The organism is Streptomyces kronopolitis (assembly GCF_014646275.1).
GTDB classification, from domain to species: Bacteria; Actinomycetota; Actinomycetes; order Streptomycetales; family Streptomycetaceae; genus Streptomyces; species Streptomyces kronopolitis.
Genome location: NZ_BMND01000016.1, coordinates 19,502 through 39,698, shown reverse-complemented (window position 1 = coordinate 39,698; position 20,197 = coordinate 19,502). Strand labels below are relative to the sequence as shown.

At 72.9% G+C, this 20,197-nt stretch carries 16 protein-coding genes; 6 read left to right on the top strand and 10 right to left on the bottom strand.

Features of this window, described 5'->3' with window-relative positions:
* Window positions 1-218 precede the first annotated feature (218 nt).
* Window positions 219-1,124 carry a hypothetical protein gene (locus tag IEY78_RS18480; RefSeq protein WP_189099645.1) on the top strand — a complete coding sequence of 302 codons (906 nt, stop codon included), beginning with the start codon at window positions 219-221 and terminating at the stop codon, window positions 1,122-1,124.
* Between the two features lie 49 nt (window positions 1,125-1,173).
* On the opposite strand, the gene IEY78_RS18475 is transcribed toward IEY78_RS18480, so the two are convergent.
* Window positions 1,174-1,869: an alpha/beta fold hydrolase gene (locus IEY78_RS18475; protein ID WP_189099828.1), complete on the bottom strand. Its 696-nt coding sequence runs from the start codon at window positions 1,867-1,869 to the stop codon at window positions 1,174-1,176.
* A 131-nt stretch (window positions 1,870-2,000) separates the two neighbouring features.
* Window positions 2,001-2,732 carry an MBL fold metallo-hydrolase gene (locus tag IEY78_RS18470; protein ID WP_189099643.1) on the bottom strand — a complete coding sequence of 244 codons (732 nt, stop codon included), beginning with the start codon at window positions 2,730-2,732 and terminating at the stop codon, window positions 2,001-2,003.
* Between the two features lie 143 nt (window positions 2,733-2,875).
* Here IEY78_RS18470 and IEY78_RS18465 point away from each other — a divergent pair, with 143 nt between their 5' ends.
* Both IEY78_RS18465 and IEY78_RS18460 read left to right on the top strand, forming a co-directional pair.
* Entirely contained in the window at window positions 2,876-3,364 is a 489-nt protein-coding gene (locus IEY78_RS18465; protein WP_189099641.1) for a hypothetical protein, read from the top strand.
* Window positions 3,365-3,493: 129 nt separating this feature from the next.
* Entirely contained in the window at window positions 3,494-3,970 is a 477-nt protein-coding gene (locus IEY78_RS18460; RefSeq protein ID WP_189099639.1) for a PPOX class F420-dependent oxidoreductase, read from the top strand.
* Between the two features lie 43 nt (window positions 3,971-4,013).
* Here the strand turns inward: IEY78_RS18460 and IEY78_RS18455 are convergent, their stop codons facing one another.
* Window positions 4,014-4,775, bottom strand: coding sequence for a winged helix-turn-helix domain-containing protein (locus IEY78_RS18455; protein WP_189099637.1), 762 nt, complete (start codon window positions 4,773-4,775; stop codon window positions 4,014-4,016).
* Window positions 4,776-4,842: 67 nt separating this feature from the next.
* Here IEY78_RS18455 and IEY78_RS18450 point away from each other — a divergent pair, with 67 nt between their 5' ends.
* The gene (locus IEY78_RS18450; RefSeq protein ID WP_189099635.1) at window positions 4,843-5,418 is read left to right on the top strand and encodes a flavin reductase family protein; all 576 of its coding nucleotides are present in this window, start codon (window positions 4,843-4,845) and stop codon (window positions 5,416-5,418) included.
* A gap of 159 nt (window positions 5,419-5,577) precedes the next feature.
* Here IEY78_RS18450 and IEY78_RS18445 read toward each other — a convergent pair whose 3' ends face one another.
* The 3 genes from IEY78_RS18445 to IEY78_RS18435 all read right to left on the bottom strand — a co-directional run bounded on the left by IEY78_RS18445 (window position 5,578) and on the right by IEY78_RS18435 (window position 12,658).
* Complete coding sequence (locus IEY78_RS18445) at window positions 5,578-7,038, bottom strand: glutamate synthase subunit beta (RefSeq protein ID WP_189099633.1); 1,461 nt, start codon at window positions 7,036-7,038, stop codon at window positions 5,578-5,580.
* Window positions 7,031-11,635 (bottom strand): glutamate synthase large subunit, encoded by a 4,605-nt coding sequence (gltB, locus tag IEY78_RS18440; RefSeq protein WP_189099631.1) that lies wholly within the window; start codon window positions 11,633-11,635, stop codon window positions 7,031-7,033. Before gltB ends, IEY78_RS18445 begins: the two co-directional genes overlap by 8 nt.
* A gap of 291 nt (window positions 11,636-11,926) precedes the next feature.
* Complete coding sequence (locus tag IEY78_RS18435; protein ID WP_189099826.1) at window positions 11,927-12,658, bottom strand: VIT1/CCC1 transporter family protein; 732 nt, start codon at window positions 12,656-12,658, stop codon at window positions 11,927-11,929.
* 395 nt (window positions 12,659-13,053) lie between these two features.
* Here IEY78_RS18435 and IEY78_RS18430 point away from each other — a divergent pair, with 395 nt between their 5' ends.
* Together IEY78_RS18430 and IEY78_RS18425 are read left to right on the top strand one after the other, a co-directional pair.
* Window positions 13,054-14,346: an ADP-ribosylglycohydrolase family protein gene (locus IEY78_RS18430; RefSeq protein ID WP_229700036.1), complete on the top strand. Its 1,293-nt coding sequence runs from the start codon at window positions 13,054-13,056 to the stop codon at window positions 14,344-14,346.
* A complete protein-coding gene (locus tag IEY78_RS18425; protein ID WP_189099630.1) occupies window positions 14,343-15,557 on the top strand; it encodes a CaiB/BaiF CoA transferase family protein in 1,215 nt (404 codons plus the stop codon). The genes IEY78_RS18430 and IEY78_RS18425 overlap by 4 nt, the downstream gene beginning before the upstream one ends.
* A 65-nt stretch (window positions 15,558-15,622) precedes the next feature.
* On the opposite strand, the gene lgt is transcribed toward IEY78_RS18425, so the two are convergent.
* The 4 genes from lgt to trpB all read right to left on the bottom strand — a co-directional run bounded on the left by lgt (window position 15,623) and on the right by trpB (window position 20,059).
* On the bottom strand, window positions 15,623-16,672 hold the full coding sequence (gene lgt, locus IEY78_RS18420) for a prolipoprotein diacylglyceryl transferase (RefSeq protein ID WP_189099628.1): 1,050 nt from the start codon (window positions 16,670-16,672) through the stop codon (window positions 15,623-15,625).
* Window positions 16,673-16,803: 131 nt separating this feature from the next.
* Window positions 16,804-17,844 (bottom strand): DsbA family protein, encoded by a 1,041-nt coding sequence (locus IEY78_RS18415; RefSeq protein WP_189099626.1) that lies wholly within the window; start codon window positions 17,842-17,844, stop codon window positions 16,804-16,806.
* Between the two features lie 113 nt (window positions 17,845-17,957).
* Window positions 17,958-18,776 (bottom strand): tryptophan synthase subunit alpha, encoded by an 819-nt coding sequence (trpA, locus tag IEY78_RS18410; protein WP_189099624.1) that lies wholly within the window; start codon window positions 18,774-18,776, stop codon window positions 17,958-17,960.
* On the bottom strand, window positions 18,773-20,059 hold the full coding sequence (trpB, locus tag IEY78_RS18405) for a tryptophan synthase subunit beta (RefSeq protein WP_189099622.1): 1,287 nt from the start codon (window positions 20,057-20,059) through the stop codon (window positions 18,773-18,775). Before trpB ends, trpA begins: the two co-directional genes overlap by 4 nt.
* Between the last annotated feature and the right edge of the window lie 138 nt (window positions 20,060-20,197).

Sequence of the window (20,197 nt, the reverse complement as noted above, 5' to 3'; positions counted from 1 at the left end):
ACACCGGAGCCGGACGTGACCCGCCGCACCGTGCACATGGCGGAAGACAGCACGCCGTAAGCGTCCGGACCCAGTGGGGGATGAGTCCGAAAGAGCGCCCTGTGATTATGTGGACCGCCGGGCCGGAGTGACAAGAGCCCGCATCCGGCCAACTCCCCTGCCCCACCTGCCCCGTACGGCCCATACCGGACGTTCCCGGCGCGCCGTACAGTGGCCGGGTGACCTCCGGCAGCAGTGAGATCGAGCACGGTTTCCCCCATCTCGACACGGTGCGTGCGGCCGTCCACGCCCTCTTCACCCGCCTGTCCCACGACACGGTCAGCACCTTCGACACCAGCGTGCTGCCGGTCGACGTGGCCTTCGACGAGACCGAGGACCTGCACCTGGGGGCGCAGCGGGTCGCCCGCGCCCTGGTGCGGCAGCTGCATCTGCCGGACGCCCGGATGGTCATCACCTTCCGCGCGATGGAACACGCCGCGAACGTCGAACTCACCGCGGGTCCCGAGTACTTCATCGAGCTGAACGACCGCTTCGCCACGCACCGCACGGACATCGGCGCCGCACTGGCCCACGAAGTCATGCACATCTGCCTGCACCGGCTGGACCTGTCCTTCCCCGGCACCCGCGACAACGAGATCCTCACCGACACCGCCACGACCTACCTCGGCGCGGGCTGGCTGCTGCTGGACGCCTACCGCGAGCACGGCCCGTTCTCGCAGAAGCTCGGCTATCTGACGCCGGAGGAGTTCGGCTATGTCCTCGCCCTGCGGGCCCGGTTCTTCGGCGAGGACCCGGCGCCGTGGTTCACCAGCCCGCAGGCGTACGAGGCGTACACGGCGGGCGCGGAGCGGGCCGCCCGGGACCGGCGCCGGCCCCCGCTGGCGGGCGCCGGCTGGGCCGCCCGGCTGCGCTACGCCAAGGACCGCCGGGCGGCGCGGGAGCCGGGGCGGACGGCCCGGCCCGCCGCGGCCGCCGGCGGGGACGGCTACGCCTTCGAGGGCCCCTCGCCGCTGCGGGTGACCTTCCCCTGCCCCGCCTGCCACCAGCGGATCCGGGTCCCGGTCCGCGGCCGGCTCCAGGCGCGCTGCGGGCTGTGCAAGACGCTGCTGGACTGCGACACCTGACGGCCCGGCGGCCGCCCGGCCGGGGCTCCAGTCGCTGCCTTCAACATCCCTACACCCATCCCTCCAGGCCCGCCATGAAGGCGTCGAAGTCGTCGCGGTGCAGGGTGTGGCCCACGCCGGGCACCGTACGGACCTCGAAGCCGCGGTCGGTCAGCTCGGCCGCCGCGGGCGCGGAGAAGAGGAAGCCCTCCCCCGCGAACTGCACCAGCGAGGGGACGACGGGCTTGTGCGGCGTACGGTCCTCGCGGTGCCCGGCGGACAGTGCGAGGGCGGTCGCGGTGTCCCAGTCCGCGACGGTGGCCAGCTCGATGTCGAGGTCGGCCTCGCTCCAGCGCGGGTTGAACATCCGCACCCGCGCGCGGTCGGCCCGCTTGAACGCGACGAACAGGGCCGGGTCGACGGACTGTCCGAGCCCGGCGAGCGACCACGCCGGGTCGCTGTACACCGCCCGCCGCGGCCGCAGCCGCTCCACCGCCAGGGACAGCGCCAGCCCGCCCAGCGAGTGCCCGAGGGCGAGTTCGGGAGCCGCGGGCAGGGTCTCCACGAGGTCGTCGGCGAACAGTTCGGGTCCGTAGTCGCCGCGCGGGCTGCGGCCGTGGCCGCGCAGATCGACGGCGAGGACGCGGTAGCCGCGCCCGGCGAGCGCCGGGCCGACCCGGTGCCAGGTGCGGTGATCGGACATCAGCCCGTGGACCAGCACCGCGATCCGCTCACCGGCACCCCACTCATGGGTGTACAGCCGCATCCCCGTGCTCCTCACGTCTGCGCCTCCTCGGGCCGGTCCGCTGCCGGCCCCGGCCCGCCCGAGGGTATCCGCGCGGCCGCACACCGCCGGGGCGCCGCCCCCGGCACGCCCCGCGGCGCCCCCGGACGCGCCTACAGCCAGTCCGTCGCGGGGGTGGCCGCGTCCAGCATCTCCCGGGCGCCGGTGCGCAGCGGCACCCCGTGCGGGACGCACACCGTGTCGGCGCCGAGCGCGACGAGCCGCCGGAAGGACGCGAGGGCCTCCTCGCGGGCGACGTTGCCCGGGCCGAGGACGGCACGGCGGCCCTCGGGGTCGGTGCCGATGAGGTCGCCGGGGAAGAGCACCCCGCTCTCCGGCAGGTGCAGCGCGATCCCGCCGGGGGTGTGGCCGGGCACGTGCAGCACCCGCACCGTTTCCGGCCAGTCCTCCAGGGTGTCCCCGTCGTGCAGTTCCCGGTCGACCTCGGCGGGGCGCGGCGGCGGGGTGCCGGCGGCCGAGAGACCGCCCATGACCCCTGCGAACAGCCGCCGTTCGGCGGGGGTGAGCTCCGGCTCGGGGGCGGGCGCGGTGCCGCGGATGTACGGGGCGTCCAGGGCGCCGGCCAGGACACGGGCGCCGGTGGCGGCGACCAGGTCAGCGGCGGAGCCCATGTGGTCGAGGTGGTGGTGGGTCAGCACGATCTGCCGCAGCCGGTGGGGGCTCCCGCCGAGACGGTCGAGGGCGTCCAGGACGGCCGGGGCGGAGCCGGGGACGCCGGTGTCGACCGCGGCGTATCCCCCGTCGGGCAGGGCGACGAGGTACACGTGCCCGACGGGGAAGGGGAGGTGCCAGACGGTGCGGGTGATCCGGGTCAGTGTGTCCATGTCCCGGACGCTAGCGGCGGGCGGTCCACCCGGGTGGCGGTTACGCCAGGGGCAGATCGTGCGCCTGGCGCACCGCCCGCGGGATCGGGCCGGAACCTGTCTTGCCTCCGGCACGTCACACCGCTGACCAAGGAGGCATTGTCATGCGAGGATCCCACCTCTCCCGCACCCGTACCCTCACCGCCGTGCTCGCGCTGGCCACCGCCGGCACCGTCGCGCTGACCGGCTGCGGGGAGCAGAAGCAGACCGTGGGCACCGCGCCCGCCCCGAAGAAGCAGGACGCCTTCGAGCGGCGCGCGGACCAGATCGTGCGGGACTGGCCGAAGGTGTCCCCGGTCACCCAGCGGCAGCAGGCGCTGCTGCCGCTGGCCGGCGCGGACCGTCCCAAGGACAAAGGCGTCCGGGAGATCACGGTGACGGTCGGGCACAGCGCCTGCGATGTCCACTTCGGCGCCCGCAGCCACGAGTCGAAGGACCTGGTGGTGGTCTCCGGCTGGGGCAAGCGCAAGAGCAACAAGGGGATGTGCACCGAGCAGCTGGCGACCGACAAGGTGAAGGTCCGGCTCAAGAGCCCGCTGGACGGCCGCAAGGTCGTGGACGCGGCCACCGGCAAGCAGTTGTTCAAGGACTGAGCGGCATCGGCCGGGCGGCAGACACGGCTCGGCACACACCGCCCGGCGGCCGGGCGCCGGGCGGCACCGGGGCGTCCCGCCGCCGCCCGGTCCGGCGGATCGCGGCCGCGGCGCCCTAAGCTCGTCGGCATGAGCCCTTCCACCGCCACCAACCGCCGCGTCGAACTGCCCGAGCTGCTGGAGTTCGTCCGCCCCCGGCACCGCGCGATCCTGCTCACCCGCCGCAGCGACGGCACCCCGCAGGGCTCGCCGCTGACCTGCGGGGTGGACGACTCCGGCCGGCTGGTGATGTCGACGTACCCGGAGCGCGCCAAGGCCCGCAACGCCCGCCGGGTCTCGTCGGTCAGCGTGCTGGTGCTGTCCGACGAGTGGAACGGCCCGTGGGTGCAGATCGACGGCGAGGCCGAGGTCCTCGACACCCCGGACGCGATCGAGCCGCTCGTGGAGTACTACCGCAACATCGCCGGGGAGCACCCGGACTGGGACGAGTACCGCGAGGCGATGCGCACGCAGGGCAAGTCGCTGATCCGGGTGGTGCCGCTGCGCTGGGGCCCGATCGCCACCGGCGGCTTCCCGGCGCGCCTCATGGAGGACGGCAACGCCTAGGGGTGCCGCCGTGTGGGCCAACCCCTGAGCCCCGGCCCGCGGTTCAGGTCCGGGGCGGGCTGAGCGCCAGGGACGGGTAGAGCGCCTCGTCGGGCAGGCCGAGGCGGTCGCGGAAGGCCCGTCGGCCGGTCGCGGTGACGGTCAGGACGCGGGTGGTGAGGGCCTTGGAGACCCAGTCGTGCTCCAGGGCGTGCCGGTAGAGGGCGGCGCCGACCGCGCCGGAGAGGTGCTGGCGGCGCACCGTCCAGTCGAGGCAGGTGCGGACGTGCGCCCGGCGGGCGACCGAGGGCCCGGCGTCGGAAATCCCCAGCGCGGTCAGCCAGTTGGCGCCGGAGACCGTCAGCACCAGGCCGTAGTCCCGCGCAAGCAGGCCGCGTTCGGTCATGGCGGCGGCGATGGCGACGCCGAGCGCGCCGGCGATGTGGTCGTAGCAGGTGCGGGCGTGGTGCAGCGCGCGGCGGTGGTTGGCCTCGGCCAGCGAGCGCACCGGGACCCGGCGGTAGGGGGCCAGACCGGCGAGGTTCTCCAGGGTCTCCGCGGTCTCCGGGCCGGCCAGCCGCACATAGCGCCGCCGGCCCCGGCGCTCCTCGGCGAGCAGGCCGCCGGAGACCAGGAGGTTGAGGTGCTCGGTGGTGGTGGAGGGGGCCACCGCGGCGTATTCCGCGAGTTCACCGGCGGTCCAGGCGCCGCCGTCGAGCAGGGCCATGCAGATGGCGGCGCGGGTGCGGTCCGCGAGCAGCGCCGCGAGGGCGGCCAGATCGGGGGTCTCCGCGGCGCTTTCCTGATCGGCGTCCCATCGTTTCATCTACACAGAGTAACCTCTCATCACATTTCGGTGAGCACCGAACCGTCCGGCTTCTATCCTCGACGCCATGAACGTCGCGCTGGAGAAGAGCAGTTCGGTCACCCCGGCGCTGCTGTCCACGGAGAACGACGACGGGACCTTCGTGCTGGTCGAGCTGCGGATCCGGTGGGAACTCGGGCCGGTCGTCAGCGTCTGGCTGCCGTCCCGCGGCCGCACGGCGCAGAATCTCGCGGTGCGCCCGGACGTGGTCTTCAATCTGCCGCCGGAAGGAGCCGAGGCGCAGGAGGGGGCGAGCAGCATGCCGTGCGCCGCGGACGCGCCCTGGACCGAGCCGTCCGAGCTGGTGCGGCCGCCCCGGCTCGCGCACTGCCCGGTGCAGTTGGAGGCCCGCCGGGTCGGCGAGCGGACGGTGACCGACGGGGCGTGGACGCAGATCGAGGCGCAGGTGCTGCGGGTGCACGTCGATCCGCGGGCGGTGCTGCCGCTCGGTGACGGCGGGACACCTGCCGGGGCCTGGCATCCGCCGGTGCACGACTTCCGGCCGTCGGCCACTCCCCCGCCGCGGCCCGTGCCGGCGCCGGCGCGGGAGCTGGCCCGGCAGCGGGGGCTGCGCTACCCCGCCGGGCGCGGCGGCCGCCCGTAGCCGCGGGGTGCCGGCGCCGCCGAGGAAGCCGCGGCACACAGCACGCGGCGCCTGCCTCCGGTCGGGGGAGGGGGCAGGCGCCGCGGATGGCGGCCCGGGGGAAGACCCCCGGGCCCCATGCCGCCGTACGCCGTTGTACGGGACATCAGGGGACGGTCGTCACACGGCCAGTGCGCGATCCGTCGGCTTGATGGGAGCCGGCAGGGCGCTGACTCCGGTCAGGAAGCGGTCCACGCCCTTGGCCGCGGAGCGGCCCTCGGCGATGGCCCACACGATCAGCGACTGGCCGCGGCCCGCGTCACCGGCGACATACACACCGGGGACGTTGGTGGCGAACTCCGCGTCGCGGGCGATGTTGCCGCGCTCGTCGAGCTCCAGGCCGAACTGCTCGACCAGGCCGTTGTCCCGGTCGGTGCCGGTGAAGCCCATGGCGAGGGTGACCAGCTGGGCCGGGATCTTCCGCTCGGTGCCCGGCTTCGGCTCCGGCCGGCCGTCCTTGAACTCCACCTCGGTCAGGTGCAGCCACTGGACGTTGCCGTCCTCGTCGCCCTCGAAGTGGGTGGTGGAGACGGAGTAGATCCGCTCGCCGCCCTCCTCGTGCGCGGAGGTGACCTTGTAGAGCATCGGGAAGGTCGGCCACGGCTGGTTGGGGTTCCGCTCGTCGCCCGGCTTGCCCATGATCTCCAGCTGGGTGACGGAGGCCGCGCCCTGGCGGTGGGCGGTGCCGACGCAGTCCGCGCCGGTGTCGCCGCCGCCGATGACGACCACGTGCTTGCCCTCGGCGCTGATCGGGGCGACCGTCAGGTCCCCCTCCTGCACCTTGTTGGCCAGCGGGAGGTACTCCATCGCGAAGTGGATGCCGTTCAGCTCGCGGCCGGGCACCGGAAGGTCGCGGGAGGTGGTGGCACCGGCGGCGATGACGACGGCGTCGTAGCGCTTGCGCAGCTTCTTCGCGTCGAGGTCGCGGCCGATCTCCACCTCGGTACGGAACTTGGTGCCCTCCGCGCGCATCTGCTCGATGCGGCGGTTGATGTGCCGCTTCTCCATCTTGAACTCGGGGATGCCGTAGCGGAGGAGGCCGCCGATCCGGTCCGCGCGCTCGTAGACGGCGACGGTGTGGCCGGCCCGGGTCAGCTGCTGGGCGGCGGCCAGGCCGGCCGGACCGGAGCCGATGACGGCGACGGTCTTGCCGGAGAGGCGCTCGGGCGGCTGCGGGGTGACGTCGCCGTTGTCCCATGCCTTGTCGATGATGGAGACCTCGACGTTCTTGATGGTCACCGGCGGCTGGTTGATGCCCAGCACGCAGGCGGACTCGCAGGGCGCGGGGCACAGGCGGCCGGTGAACTCCGGGAAGTTGTTGGTCGCGTGCAGCCGCTCGCTGGCCTCGGTCCAGTCCTCGCGGTAGGCGTAGTCGTTCCACTCGGGGATGAGGTTTCCGAGCGGGCAGCCGTTGTGGCAGAACGGGATGCCGCAGTCCATGCAGCGCGACGCCTGCTTGCTGATGATCGGCAGCAGGGAGCCGGGCTGGTAGACCTCGTTCCAGTCCTTGACGCGCTCCTCGACGGGGCGGGTCTTGGCGATCTCGCGCTCGTGGTTCAGGAAGCCCTTGGGGTCAGCCATTGGTCGCCGCCTCCATCATCTTCTCGTGGGTCTCGGACTCGGAGAGTCCGGCCTGCTCAGCGGCGTCCTTGGCGACGAGCACTGCCTGGTAGGTGGGCGGGATGACCTTGCTGAAGCGCGCGGCGGCGGCATCCCAGTCGGCGAGGAGCTTGTCGGCGACGGTGGAGCCGGTCTCCTCCTGGTGGCGGCGCACGACGTCGTGCAGCCACTGCTTGTCGGCCTCGTCCAGGGCGTGGACCGCGCCGACGAGTTCCTTGTTGACGTTGGCCCGGTCGAGGTCGATGACGTAGGCGAAGCCGCCGGACATACCGGCCGCGAAGTTGCGGCCCGTCTCGCCCAGGACGACCGCGTTGCCGCCGGTCATGTACTCGCAGCCGTGGTCGCCGACGCCCTCGGAGACCACCGTGGCACCGGAGTTGCGGACGCAGAAGCGCTCGCCGACCCGGCCCCGGAGGTACAGCTCGCCGCCGGTGGCGCCGTAGGCGAGGGTGTTGCCGGCGATGGTGGAGAACTCGGCGAGGTGGTCGGCGCCGCGGTCCGGGCGGACCACGACCCGGCCGCCGGACAGGCCCTTGCCGACGTAGTCGTTGGCGTCGCCCTCCAGCCGCAGCGTGACGCCGCGGGGCAGGAACGCGCCGAAGGACTGGCCGGCCGAGCCGGTGAAGGTGATGTCGATGGTGTCGTCGGGCAGGCCCGCGCCACCGAACTTCTTGGTGACCTCGTGGCCGAGCATGGTGCCGACGGTCCGGTTGATGTTGCGGATCGCGATCTGCGCCCGGACCGGCTGGGCGGCCTCGGCGCTGTCCGCGGCCAGGGCGTCGGCGGCGAGCTTGATCAGCTCGTTGTCGAGCGCCTTCTCCAGGCCGTGGTCCTGCGCGATGACCTGGTGGCGCACGGCGCCATCGGCCAGCTCGGGGACGTGCAGCAGCGGGGCCAGGTCCAGGCCCTGCGCCTTCCAGTGGTCCACCGCGCGGGAGGTGTTCAGCAGCTCGGCGTGGCCGATGGCCTCGTCGAGGGTGCGGAAGCCCAGCTCGGCCAGCAGCTCGCGGACCTCTTCGGCGATGAACTGGAAGAAGTTGACGACGTACTCGGCCTTGCCGTTGAAGCGCTCGCGCAGCGTCGGGTTCTGGGTGGCGATGCCGACCGGGCAGGTGTCCAGGTGGCACACGCGCATCATGACGCAGCCGGAGACGACCAGCGGCGCGGTGGCGAAGCCGAACTCCTCGGCGCCCAGCAGGGCGGCGATGACCACATCGCGGCCGGTCTTGAGCTGGCCGTCGGTCTGCACCACGATCCGGTCGCGCAGGCCGTTGAGCAGCAGCGTCTGCTGGGTCTCTGCCAGGCCCAGCTCCCAGGGGCCGCCCGCGTGCTTGAGGGAGGTGAGCGGCGAGGCACCCGTACCGCCGTCGTGGCCGGAGATCAGGACCACGTCCGCGTGCGCCTTGGAGACACCCGCGGCGACCGTGCCGACGCCGACCTCGGAGACCAGCTTCACGTGGATGCGGGCCTGCGGGTTGGCGTTCTTGAGGTCGTGGATCAGCTGGGCCAGGTCCTCGATGGAGTAGATGTCGTGGTGCGGCGGCGGCGAGATCAGGCCGACGCCCGGGGTGGAGTGCCGGGTCTTGGCGACCCACGGGTAGACCTTGTGGCCGGGCAGCTGGCCGCCCTCGCCGGGCTTGGCGCCCTGGGCCATCTTGATCTGGATGTCGTCGGAGTTGACCAGGTACTCGGAGGTCACCCCGAAGCGGCCGGAGGCGACCTGCTTGATGGACGAGCGGCGCGCCGGGTCGTAGAGCCGCTCGGGGTCCTCGCCGCCCTCACCGGTGTTGGACTTGCCGCCCAGCTGGTTCATGGCGATGGCCAGCGTCTCGTGCGCCTCCTGGGAGATGGAGCCGTACGACATGGCGCCGGTGGAGAAGCGCTTGACGATCTCCGACGCCGGCTCGACCTCCTCGATCGGGATCGAGGGGCGGTCGGTGGCGAAGGAGAACAGGCCGCGCAGCGTCATCAGCCGCTCGGACTGCTCGTTGATCCGCTCGGTGTACTTCTTGAAGATGTCGTAGCGCCGGGCGCGGGTGGAGTGCTGGAGCCGGAAGACGGTGTCCGGGTCGAAGAGGTGCGGCTCGCCCTCGCGGCGCCACTGGTACTCGCCGCCGATGTCCAGCGCGCGGTGCGTGGCGGCGATGCCGGAGGCCGGGTAGGCCTTGGCGTGCCGGGCCGCGACCTCCTTGGCGATGACGTCCAGGCCGGCGCCGCCGATCTTGGTCGCGGTGCCGTGGAAGTAGCGGGCGACGAACTCCTCGTCCAGGCCGACGGCCTCGAAGACCTGCGCGCCCCGGTAGGAGGCGACGGTGGAGATGCCCATCTTGGACATGACCTTCAGGACGCCCTTGCCGAGCGCCTTGATGAGGTTCTTGATCGCGGCCTCGGCCTCGATGTCCGGCAGGAAGGTGCCGGCGCGCACGAGGTCCTCGACGGACTCCATGGCCAGGTAGGGGTTGACGGCCGCGGCACCGAAGCCGATGAGCAGCGCGACGTGGTGCACCTCGCGCACATCGCCGGCCTCGACGAGCAGACCGACCTGGGTGCGCTCCTTGGTGCCGATGAGGTGGTGGTGGACCGCGGCGGTCAGCAGCAGCGACGGGATCGGCGCGTGCTCGGCGTCCGAGTGGCGGTCGGAAAGCACGATCAGCCGGGCGCCGTCGTCGATGGCGGCGTCCGCCTCGGCGCAGATCTGCTCGATCCGGGCGGCCAGCGACTCGCCGCCGCCGGAGACGCGGTAGAGGCCGGAGAGGGTCACGGCCTTCATGCCGGGCATGTCGCCGTCGGCGTTGATGTGGACGAGCTTGGCCAGCTCGTCGTTGTCGATGACCGGGAACGGCAGGGTCACGCTGCGGCAGGAGGCCGCGCTCGGCTCCAGGAGGTTGCCCTGGGGGCCGAGGGAGGAGATCAGCGAGGTGACCAGCTCCTCGCGGATGGCGTCCAGCGGCGGGTTGGTGACCTGCGCGAAGAGCTGGGTGAAGTAGTCGAAGAGCAGCCGGGGGCGCTCGGAGAGCGCGGCGATCGGCGAGTCGGTGCCCATCGAGCCGATCGGCTCGGCACCGGCCTTGGCCATCGGGGCGAGGATGACGCGCAGCTCTTCCTCGGTGTAGCCGAAGGTCTGCTGGCGGCGGGTGACCGAGGCGTGGGTGTGCACGATGTGCTCGCGCTCGGGCAGGTCCGCCAGCTCGATCAGACCGGAGTCCAGCCACTCCTGGTAGGGCTGCTCGGCGGCGAGCTGCGCCTTGATCTCGTCGTCCTCGATGATGCGGTGCTCGGCGGTGTCCACGAGGAACATCCGGCCGGGCTGCAGGCGGCCCTTGCGGACGACCTTGGCGGGGTCGATGTCCAGGACGCCGACCTCGGAGGAGAGCACGACCAGGCCGTCGTCGGTGACCCAGTAGCGGCCGGGGCGCAGACCGTTGCGGTCCAGGACCGCGCCGACCTGGGTGCCGTCGGTGAAGGTGACGCAGGCCGGGCCGTCCCAGGGCTCCATCATCGTGGAGTGGTACTGGTAGAAGGCGCGCCGGGCCGGGTCCATGGAGGTGGAGTTCTCCCACGCCTCCGGGACCATCATCAGCACCGAGTGCGGCAGCGAGCGGCCGCCGAGGTGGAGCAGCTCCAGGACCTCGTCGAAGGACGCGGAGTCGGAGGCGTCGGCGGTGCACACCGGGAAGATCCGTTCGAGGTCTTCACTGCCGAAGAGCTTCGAGGCCAGCTGCGACTCGCGCGCCCGCATCCAGTTGCGGTTGCCCTTGACCGTGTTGATCTCGCCGTTGTGCGCGACGAAGCGGTACGGGTGGGCCAGCGGCCAGCTCGGGAAGGTGTTGGTGGAGAACCGCGAGTGGACCAGCGCGATGGCGGTGGCGAAGCGGCGGTCGGACAGGTCCGGGAAGAAGGGCTCCAGCTGGCCGGTGGTCAGCATGCCCTTGTAGACGATCGTCCGGGCGGAGAGCGAGGGGAAGTAGACCCCGGCCTCCCGCTCGGCGCGCTTGCGCAGCGCGAAGGCCTTGCGGTCCAGCGCCAGCCCGGTGCTCTGCCCGTCGCCGACGAAGAGCTGGGAGAAGGCGGGCATGGTGGCGCGGGCGCCGTTGCCCAGCAGCTGCGGGGCGACCGGGACCACCCGCCAGCCGATGACGTCCAGGCCCTCCTCGGCGGCGATCGTCTCGATGCGCGAGACGGCGGCGGCCGCTTCCTGGGCATCGGAGGGAAGGAAGGCGAGGCCGACGGCGTAGGCGCCGGCCTCGGGGAGCTCGAAGGTGACCTCTTCGCGGAGGAACGCGTCCGGCACCTGGAGCAGGATGCCCGCGCCGTCGCCCGAGTCGGGCTCCGAGCCGGTGGCACCGCGGTGCTCCAGATTCGTCAGGACGGTGAGCGCCTGCTCGACCAGTGCGTGGCTGGCCTCTCCGGTGAGGGTGGCCACGAAGCCGACGCCGCAGGCGTCGTGCTCGTTGCGCGGGTCGTACATGCCCTGCTGGGCGGGGCGGCCGTCCATGGGCGACCAGGCGGCGGCGCTGGCGCTGCTGGTGGTCGCGGAGTGCGTGGACGCGAAGCGCATCAAGCTCTCCCAACGTCGTCGTGGCATAGGAATTGCCGAGGGACGACGTTGGCCCTCCGCGAAATTTCGTGCAGGTTACAGGATGAGCCGCTTCTCGAAAAGCGAAAAGAGGCTTCCAACATGCGGACACCGCGGGTGCGGTGGGTCAGGACGCGGACGGAATCTGGAGCCGTCCCACAGGGCGGCGTTCGGCGAGCGACATTGCCCGCGACGCCTGGGCCTTATGCCCGGTCGTCATCGATTCGAAACCGCTGGGTAACGGCGTAATCATGCGGTCACCCGCATGACACGTCAGCCTACGACGGTCCCGAACAGCGCTCCCAGGGCGTACGTCACACCGGCCGCGGCGCCGCCGAGGGCCAGCTGGCGCAGCCCGCTGAACCACCACGAGCGCGCCGTCACCCGGGCCACGACCGCCCCGCAGGCGAACAGTCCGACCAGGGCGAGCAGCAGCGCCGGCCAGATCGCAGAAGCACCCAAAAGATAGGGAAGAACAGGCAGCAGCGCGCCCAGCGCAAAGGATCCGAAGGAGGAAATGGCGGCGACGGCGGGAGAAGGAAGGTCGGAGGGGTCAATACCCAATTCCTCGCGGGCATGGATTTCCAGCGCCTGCTCGGGGTCCGAGGAGAGCTGTTCGGCGACCTTCCGGGCGAGCGCCGGCTCGACGCCCCGCGACTCGTAGAGGGCCGCCAGCTCGTCCAGCTCGTCCTTCGGGTGCTTGCGCAGCTCGGCCCGCTCGATCGCCAGCTCGGCCTGGACCAGCTCGCGCTGCGAGGCGACCGAGGTGTACTCCCCCGCGGCCATCGAGAAGGCGCCGGCGGCCAGCCCCGCCAGGCCGGTGATGATGATCGTCTGCTGCGACACCGCGCCGCCGGCGACACCCGTCATGAGGGCGAGGTTGGAGACCAGTCCGTCCATCGCGCCGAAGACGGCGGGGCGCAGCCAGCCGCCGTTCACATCGCGGTGGGTGTGGTTGTCACGGTGCGCCACATGCGTCGGCGCCGCGGCATCCATGATCTCCATGACGGACATATCGGTTACCTACTCCCTACAGCGAGGTGTGGGCCGATGGCGGCACTTCCCCCTCCAACACCTCGAAGCTATGCGCCTCTTGCCCTCCGCCGCTAGCAAGGAAGGCCGAACTTACCGCTCTGACCTGCGGTTTTTCCCGGAGGTCGGCCATGAGATCCGGGTCACACCCCCTTCCGGGCCGCCATGGGGCCCCGGCCGCGGCGCCGCGGGGGGCGGTCGACCGGGTGACCGTGGCGCCCGGGAGAGGAGAGCCGGGCCGCCGCGTGGCACGGATGAAGCGCGGCGGCCCCGGCCGCGTGCGCCGCCGGACGGCGCCGCGCGGTGCACGCGATCGGGCCGCCGCGGTGCACCCGCCCCTCCCCCACCGTGGAAGGACCCACCCGCACATGACCTACGCAAGCGAGCAGACCCCGGCCGCGCCGGGCGCCCCGGGCCCCGGCGCCACCGCGGTCCGGGCGGTCCTGCCGGAGGTGCAGCCGGCGCCGGTGAGCCCGACGGCGGCCGCCCCCGCCCCGCCGTCCCTGGAGGACCGGGCGACCGGCGCCCTGGTCGGGGCGGCGGTCGGGGACGCGCTCGGCGGGCCCGTGCAGGGCTGGTCGCCGCAGGAGATCGTCAAGCGGCACGGCGGCCGGGTCACCGGCATCGTCGGCCCCTTCCACGACGACTGGCGCACCGCCCGGCCGATCGCGCCGTACCACAAGGGCGACGGGCACGTCACCGACGACACCCTGATGACGCACGCGCTGGTGCGGGTCTACGAGACGGTGCGCGATCACCTCGACGCCTACGACGTCGCCGACCACCTGGTGCCGGACCTCATCGGCACCCCGCGCTGGATCCCGGAGCTGGAGGCCGAGGCGCTGCCGCTGCAGCGGATCTTCCTCACCGAGAAGTGGATCGTGGCGCGGCTGCACTACGGGCACGCGGACCCGCGGGAGGCGGGCGTCGGGAACATCGTCAACTGCGGCGCGGCGATGTACATGGCACCGGTCGGGGTGGTGAACGCCGGCAACCCGGACCGGGCCTACGCCGAGGCGCTGGACATCGCCGGGGCCCATCAGGCCTCGTACGGGCGGGAGGCGGCGGGGGTGTTCGCCGCGGCCGTGGCCGCCGCCTTCATCCCGGACGCCACCCCGTCCTCCGTCGTCGTCCACGCGCTGCGGCTGGCCAAGGACGGCACCCGCGCCGCGATCGAGGCGGTCTGCGAGGCCGCGTCGTCGCTGTCCGATCACGAATCGGCGCTGGAGCCGCTGCGCGCGGCCGTCGCCCCCTTCGACACGGTGGGCCCGGACTACCGCAACCCCTCGCTCGGCGCCCGGCGCCCCTCCCGGCTGCACGCCGTCGAGGAACTCCCCGTCGCGCTGGGCATGCTGCTGATCGGCGGCGGCGACTTCCGCAGCACGGTGCTCGGCGCCGTCAACTACGGGCGGGACTGCGACTCGATCGCCACGATGAGCGGGGCGCTGGTCGGCGCGCTGCGCGGGGCGTCGGCGGTGCCGGCCGAGTGGAGCGAGGAGGTCGCCCGCGCCAGCCGGCTCGATCTGCAGGCGCCCGGTACCACGCTGGCCACCGTCGCCCGGGAGATCTTCACCCGCGACCGGTCCCGGGCCCGCACCCATGAACAGGCCTTCACCGCGATCTCGGCCATCCCCGCGATGGCGGAGGCGGGCGGGCGGTGACCGCCACGGCCCCGGCCCGCACGGAGCCCGGCCCGCTCGCCGGGCTGCGGGTGCTCGATCTCGCCACGCTGTTCGCCGGTCCGCTGGCCGCCACCCTGCTCGGCGACTACGGCGCCGAGGTGATCAAGATCGAGCATCCGCACCGGCCCGATCCCGCGCGCGGCCACGGCCCCGCCAAGGACGGCATCGGGCTGTGGTGGAAGCTGCTGGGCCGCAACAAGAAGACGATGACGCTGGACCTGTCCCACCCGGGCGGCCGCGACGTGCTGCTGCGGCTCGCCGCCCGGGCCGACGCCGTCGTCGAGAACTTCCGGCCCGGCACCCTGGAGCGCTGGGGCCTGGGGTGGGAGGAGCTGTCCGCCGTCAACCCGCGGCTGGTGCTGGCCCGGGTCACCGGCTTCGGCCAGTTCGGCCCGTACGCCCGCCGCCCCGGGTTCGGCACCCTCGCGGAGGCGATGAGCGGCTTCGCGGCGATGACCGGCGAGCCGGACGGCCCGCCGACCCTGCCGCCGTTCGGCCTCGCGGACGCCGTCGCCGCGCTCGGCACCTCCTACGCCGTGATGGCCGCGCTGCACGCCCGGACGGCCTCCGGCCGCGGCCAGGTCATCGACATGGCCCTCATCGAGCCGATGCTGACCGTCCTGGGCCCGCAGCCGCTCTGGTACGACCAGCTCGGCCATGTCCAGCCGCGGACCGGCAACCGCTCGTCCAACGTCGCGCCGCGCAACATCTACCGGACCGCCGACGACTCGTGGGTGGCGGTCTCCACCTCGGCCGAGTCGGTCGCCGAGCGGGTGATGCGGCTGGTGGGACGGCCCGAGGTGATCACTGAGCCGTGGTTCGCGACCGGCGAGGGACGGGCCGCGCACGCCGATGAGCTGGACGCGCCGGTCGCCGACTGGATCGCCCGGCACGACCGGGCCGAGGTGATGGCCGCCTTCGAGAAGGCCGAGGCGGCCGTCGCGCCGATCTACGACATCCGCGAGGTGATGACGGATCCGCAGTACCAGGCGCTGGGCTCGATCACCGAGGTCCCGGACGACGAACTGGGCACCGTCCGGATGCAGAACGTCCTCTTCCGGCTCTCCGAGACACCGGGCGCCATCCGCTGGGCGGGCCGCCCGCACGGCGCAGACACCGACGAGATCCTGGACGCCCTCGGCCTGACCGGCGCCGAGATCGACGGACTGCGCGCGGCGGGCGCGCTGTGAAACACAGCGCCGGGTGGACCCGAACATCTCGGGTCCACCCGGCGCTGCCGGCCTGTGCTGCGGGCCTAGGACTTCTTGGAGCTGCCGGCGGGCTTGGCGGTGTCCTCGGGGGACTTCTCCGCCGTGGCCCCGGCTTCCGCGTCGCCGGCCTCGTCCGTCGCGGGCTCGGCTGCCTCGCCGTCGGACGCGGCCTTCGGGGACGCCTTCTCGACGGAGACCTTGCCGCCGCCGTCACCGTCCCGCTCGCCCTCGGCACGCTCGGCGCCCTCGGTGGCCTCCGCGTCGGCGTCCTCCTGGGCTCCCGGCTCGACGACCGCCTCGCGGCCGGGCGCCTTCTTGGCCGAGATCACGAAGTAGGCGACGGCCAGGACGAAGACGATCAGTGCGGTCCAGACGTTCAGCCGCAGGCCCAGGATGTGGTGCGCCTCGTCGACGCGCATGTACTCGATCCAGGCGCGGCCCGCGCAGTACGCGGCGACATACAGCGCGAACGCCCGCCCGTGGCCCAGCCGGAAGCGCTTGTCGGCCCAGATGACCAGCGCGGCGACACCGATGCACCACAGGCACTCGTAGAGGAACGTCGGGTGGTAGGTGCCGCCGATGCGTCCGATGGCCGGGTCGGAGCTGATCTTCAGCGCCCACGGGACATCGGTCGGCTTGCCGTACAGCTCCTGGTTGAACCAGTTGCCCCAGCGGCCGATCGCCTGCCCGAGGGCCAGGCCGGGCGCCAGCGCGTCGGCGTACGCGGGGAGCGGGATGCCGCGCCGGCGGCAGCCGATCCAGGCGCCCACCGCGCCGAGCGCGACCGCACCCCAGATCCCCAGGCCGCCCTGCCACACCTTGAAGGCGTCGAGCGGGTGGCCGTTGGGGCCGAAGTACGGCTCGTACGTCGTGATGACGTGGTAGAGGCGGCCGCCGACCAGCCCGAAGGGCACGGCCCACACGGCGATGTCCGCGACGGTGCCGGAGCGGCCGCCGCGCTGCACCCAGCGCTTGTTGCCGAGCCAGACGCCGACGAAGACGCCGATGATGATGCAGAATGCGTAGCCGCGCAGCGGGACCGGGCCGAGATAGACGACTCCGGTCGACGGGCTGGGAATGAATGCGAGGTCCATGGCAGGGTCGACGCTACCGCGCCGGGCGGGGTCGACGACAACCCACCCGGCTACGGCTGCGTAACGACCCCGCTGCCGGACCATGACGCTGCGTGTCCGGCCTCCCGACCGGGCAGTGCGCCCGCCGCGGGCTAGGACGACGGCGTGAGTCCCTCCGCGCTCCGCGGTTCCCGGGGTGCGGTGATGCGGTCCCGGGTCTGCCGCTCCCCGGCCTGTCGCTCCCCCGTCTGTCGCTCCTCGGTCTGCCGCTCCGGGGCCTGCCGCTCCTGGGACGTGACGCCCGCGGCCCCCGGGGCGCCGGTGTGCCGGTGGCGGGGTGCGTGGTGGCCCGCCTGCTTGCCCGGGTGGGGCGAGGTGCTCGGGTGCGGCGGGAGGCTCTTGCCCGGCTGCTTGCCCTTGTTGGCGTCCTGCACCATCTTCTTCAGGTCCGCCGGGGTGAACCGGCCGCCCTTCTCCTGCGAGAGGTCCTTGCCGTTGAGCAGGACCGTGGGGGTGCCGCGGTATCCGGACTTGGTGAAGGCGTCGTTGGACTTCTGCACGAAGCGGTCGTACGTGCCGTCGTTGACGCAGGAGGTGAAGGCCGGGGTCACCAGTCCCTTGACCTTGCCGGCCAGCTGGAGGAGGTACTGCTTGTTCGCGAACTTGTCCTGCGTCTCGGGCGGCTGGTTCGCGTAGAGCACGTCGTGGTACTCGCGGAACCGGCCCGCGTTCTGCGCGCACATGGCGGCGTTGGCGGCGTTGAGGGACCCCGTGCCGCCGGAGTTGCCGTCGATGATCGTGACGAGGTGGTACTCGTTCTTGAGCTGGCCGGAGTCGACGAGTTCATGGACGGCCGGGCGGAAGCCGGTCTCGAACTGCTGGCAGGCGGGGCAGCGGAAGTCCTCCCACACCGTGAGAGTGGACGGGGCGTCGGCCGCGCCCACCGGGACGGCGGGCCGTTTGCCGTCGCTCGCCTGCTTCGGGACGGCGACCGCCCCGTTGCTCGTGCCGCCGCCGTCACCGGATGACGACGACGCCCAGACCGCGATGCCGCCGGCGATCGCCAGCACCACCACCACCGATCCGGCGACGATCGCCTGCCGCCGGTGGCGGGCGCGCGCCTTCTCCTTGTCCCGCTGTTCCTGAAGCCGCTCGCGGGCGGTTCTCTTACCCTCATGGTTCTTCTGGCTCACGCCCCTGGACAACGAAGCGGAGGGGTGACCCTGCACCCCTCCGCACCGATGTTCGCCCTATCGAGGGACAGCGCGCCGGGCCGACGTGGACGTCCGCCCGGCGCGTTGCGCCCCTAGGAACGCTTGCGTACGCCCTCGGCCAGCTCGCCCGCCAGGGCCCGGACGCCGGCGAGGCCGGCCGCCAGGTCGCCGTCGGCGGCCAGCAGCCGCTTGACGAACGCCGAGCCGACGATCACGCCGTCCGCGAACCGGGCCACCTCGGCGGCCTGTTCGGCGTTGGAGACCCCGAGGCCGACGCAGACCGGCAGGCCGGTCGTCGCCTTGGTGCGCCGGACGAGGTCCTGCGCCTCGGCGCCCACCGACGCGCGGGTGCCGGTGACGCCCATCAGGGAGGCGGCGTAGACGAAGCCGGAACCCGCCGCCGTGATCTCGGCGAGCCGGGCGTCCTTGCTGCTGGGGGCCACGACGAAGACGGTCGCCAGACCGTGCTTGGCCGCGTGCTCCCGCCAGGTCGCGGACTCCTGGACCGGCAGGTCGGGCAGGATGCAGCCGGCGCCGCCCGCCTCGGCCAGCTCGGCGGCGAAGCGCTCGACGCCGTAGCGGTCGACCGGGTTCCAGTACGTCATGACGAGCACGGGCTTGCCGGTGGCCGCGTGCGCCTCGCGCACCGTGCGCAGCACGTCCGCGATCTTCACGCCGCCGCGCAGGGCGATGTCGTCGGCGGTCTGGATGACCGGGCCGTCGAGGACCGGGTCGCTGTGCGGGAGGCCGATCTCCACGATGTCGGCGCCGCCGTCGAAGACGGCCTTGGCCGCCTCGATGCCGCCGTCGACGGTCGGGAACCCGGCGGGCAGGTAGGCGATGAGCGCGGAGCGGTCCTCGGCCCGTGCGGCGGCGAGGGCATCGCTCAACAGCTGGATGTTTCCGCTCACTTGGCGTCCCCTTCGATCTCCGCGCCGGCGGCGTCGGTGTCCGCCTCGACGGCGGCGTCGGTGTCGTACAGGCCGAAGTAGCGGGCCGCGGTGTCCATGTCCTTGTCGCCCCGCCCGGACAGGTTGACCAGGATCAGCCCGTCCTCGCCGAGCTCCCTGCCGAGCTCCAGGGCCCCGGCGAGGGCGTGGGCGCTCTCGATGGCCGGGATGATGCCCTCGGTCTCGGAGAGCAGGCGCAGCGCCCGCATCGCGTCGTCGTCGGTGACGGCGCGGTACTCGGCGCGGCCGCTGTCCTTGAGGTAGGCGTGCTCGGGGCCGATGCCGGGGTAGTCCAGGCCGGCCGAGATGGAGTACGGCTCGGTGATCTGGCCCTCGTCGTCCTGGAGGACGTAGCTGCGCGAGCCGTGCAGGATGCCGGGCTCGCCGGCGGTCAGGGTGGCCGCGTGCTCGCCGGTCTCGATGCCGTGGCCGGCGGGCTCGCAGCCGACGAGCCGGACGCCGGTGTCCGGGAGGAAGGCGTGGAAGAGGCCGATGGCGTTGGAGCCGCCGCCGACACAGGCCACGGCCGCGTCCGGCAGCCGGCCCGCGCGTTCGAGGAGCTGGCGGCGGGCCTCGACGCCGATGACGCGGTGGAAGTCGCGGACCATCGCCGGGAAGGGGTGCGGGCCGGCGACCGTGCCGAAGAGGTAGTGGGTGCGGTCGACGTTGGCGACCCAGTCGCGGAACGCCTCGTTGATGGCGTCCTTGAGGGTGCGGCTGCCCGACTTCACGGCGATGACCTCGGCGCCGAGCATCCGCATCCGGGCGACGTTGAGCGCCTGGCGCTCGGTGTCCAGCTCGCCCATGTAGATGGTGCAGTCGAGGCCGAAGAGGGCGCAGGCGGTGGCGGTGGCGACGCCGTGCTGGCCGGCGCCGGTCTCGGCGATGACCCGGGTCTTGCCCATCCGCTTGGTGAGCAGTGCCTGGCCCAGCACGTTGTTGATCTTGTGGGAGCCGGTGTGGTTGAGGTCCTCGCGCTTGAGGAAGATCCGGGCCCCGCCGGCCTCGCGGGCGAACCGCGGCACCTCGGTGAGCGCGCTGGGGCGGCCGGTGTAGTTGACCATCAGGTCGTTGAGTTCGGCGGCGAAGGCGGGGTCCGCCTTGGCCTTCTCGTACTCGGCGGCGACCTCGTCGACCGCGGCGACCAGCGCCTCGGGGATGAAGGTGCCGCCGAAGGCGCCGAAGTAGCCCTCGGCGCTGGGGACGTGCCCCTCGGGGTCGGGAAGGAAGAATTCGGAGGACATCTGACGCACTCCTCGTCCGGGGCGGGTACCCCGGAAGTCCGGTTCATCGGGCAGTGGGCAGGGCAAAAGGGCGGCGCGCTGAACGGGTTCGCCGCCGCCGCGGAGCCGGCCGGGCCGGTACCGCGGGCGGTGCGGACG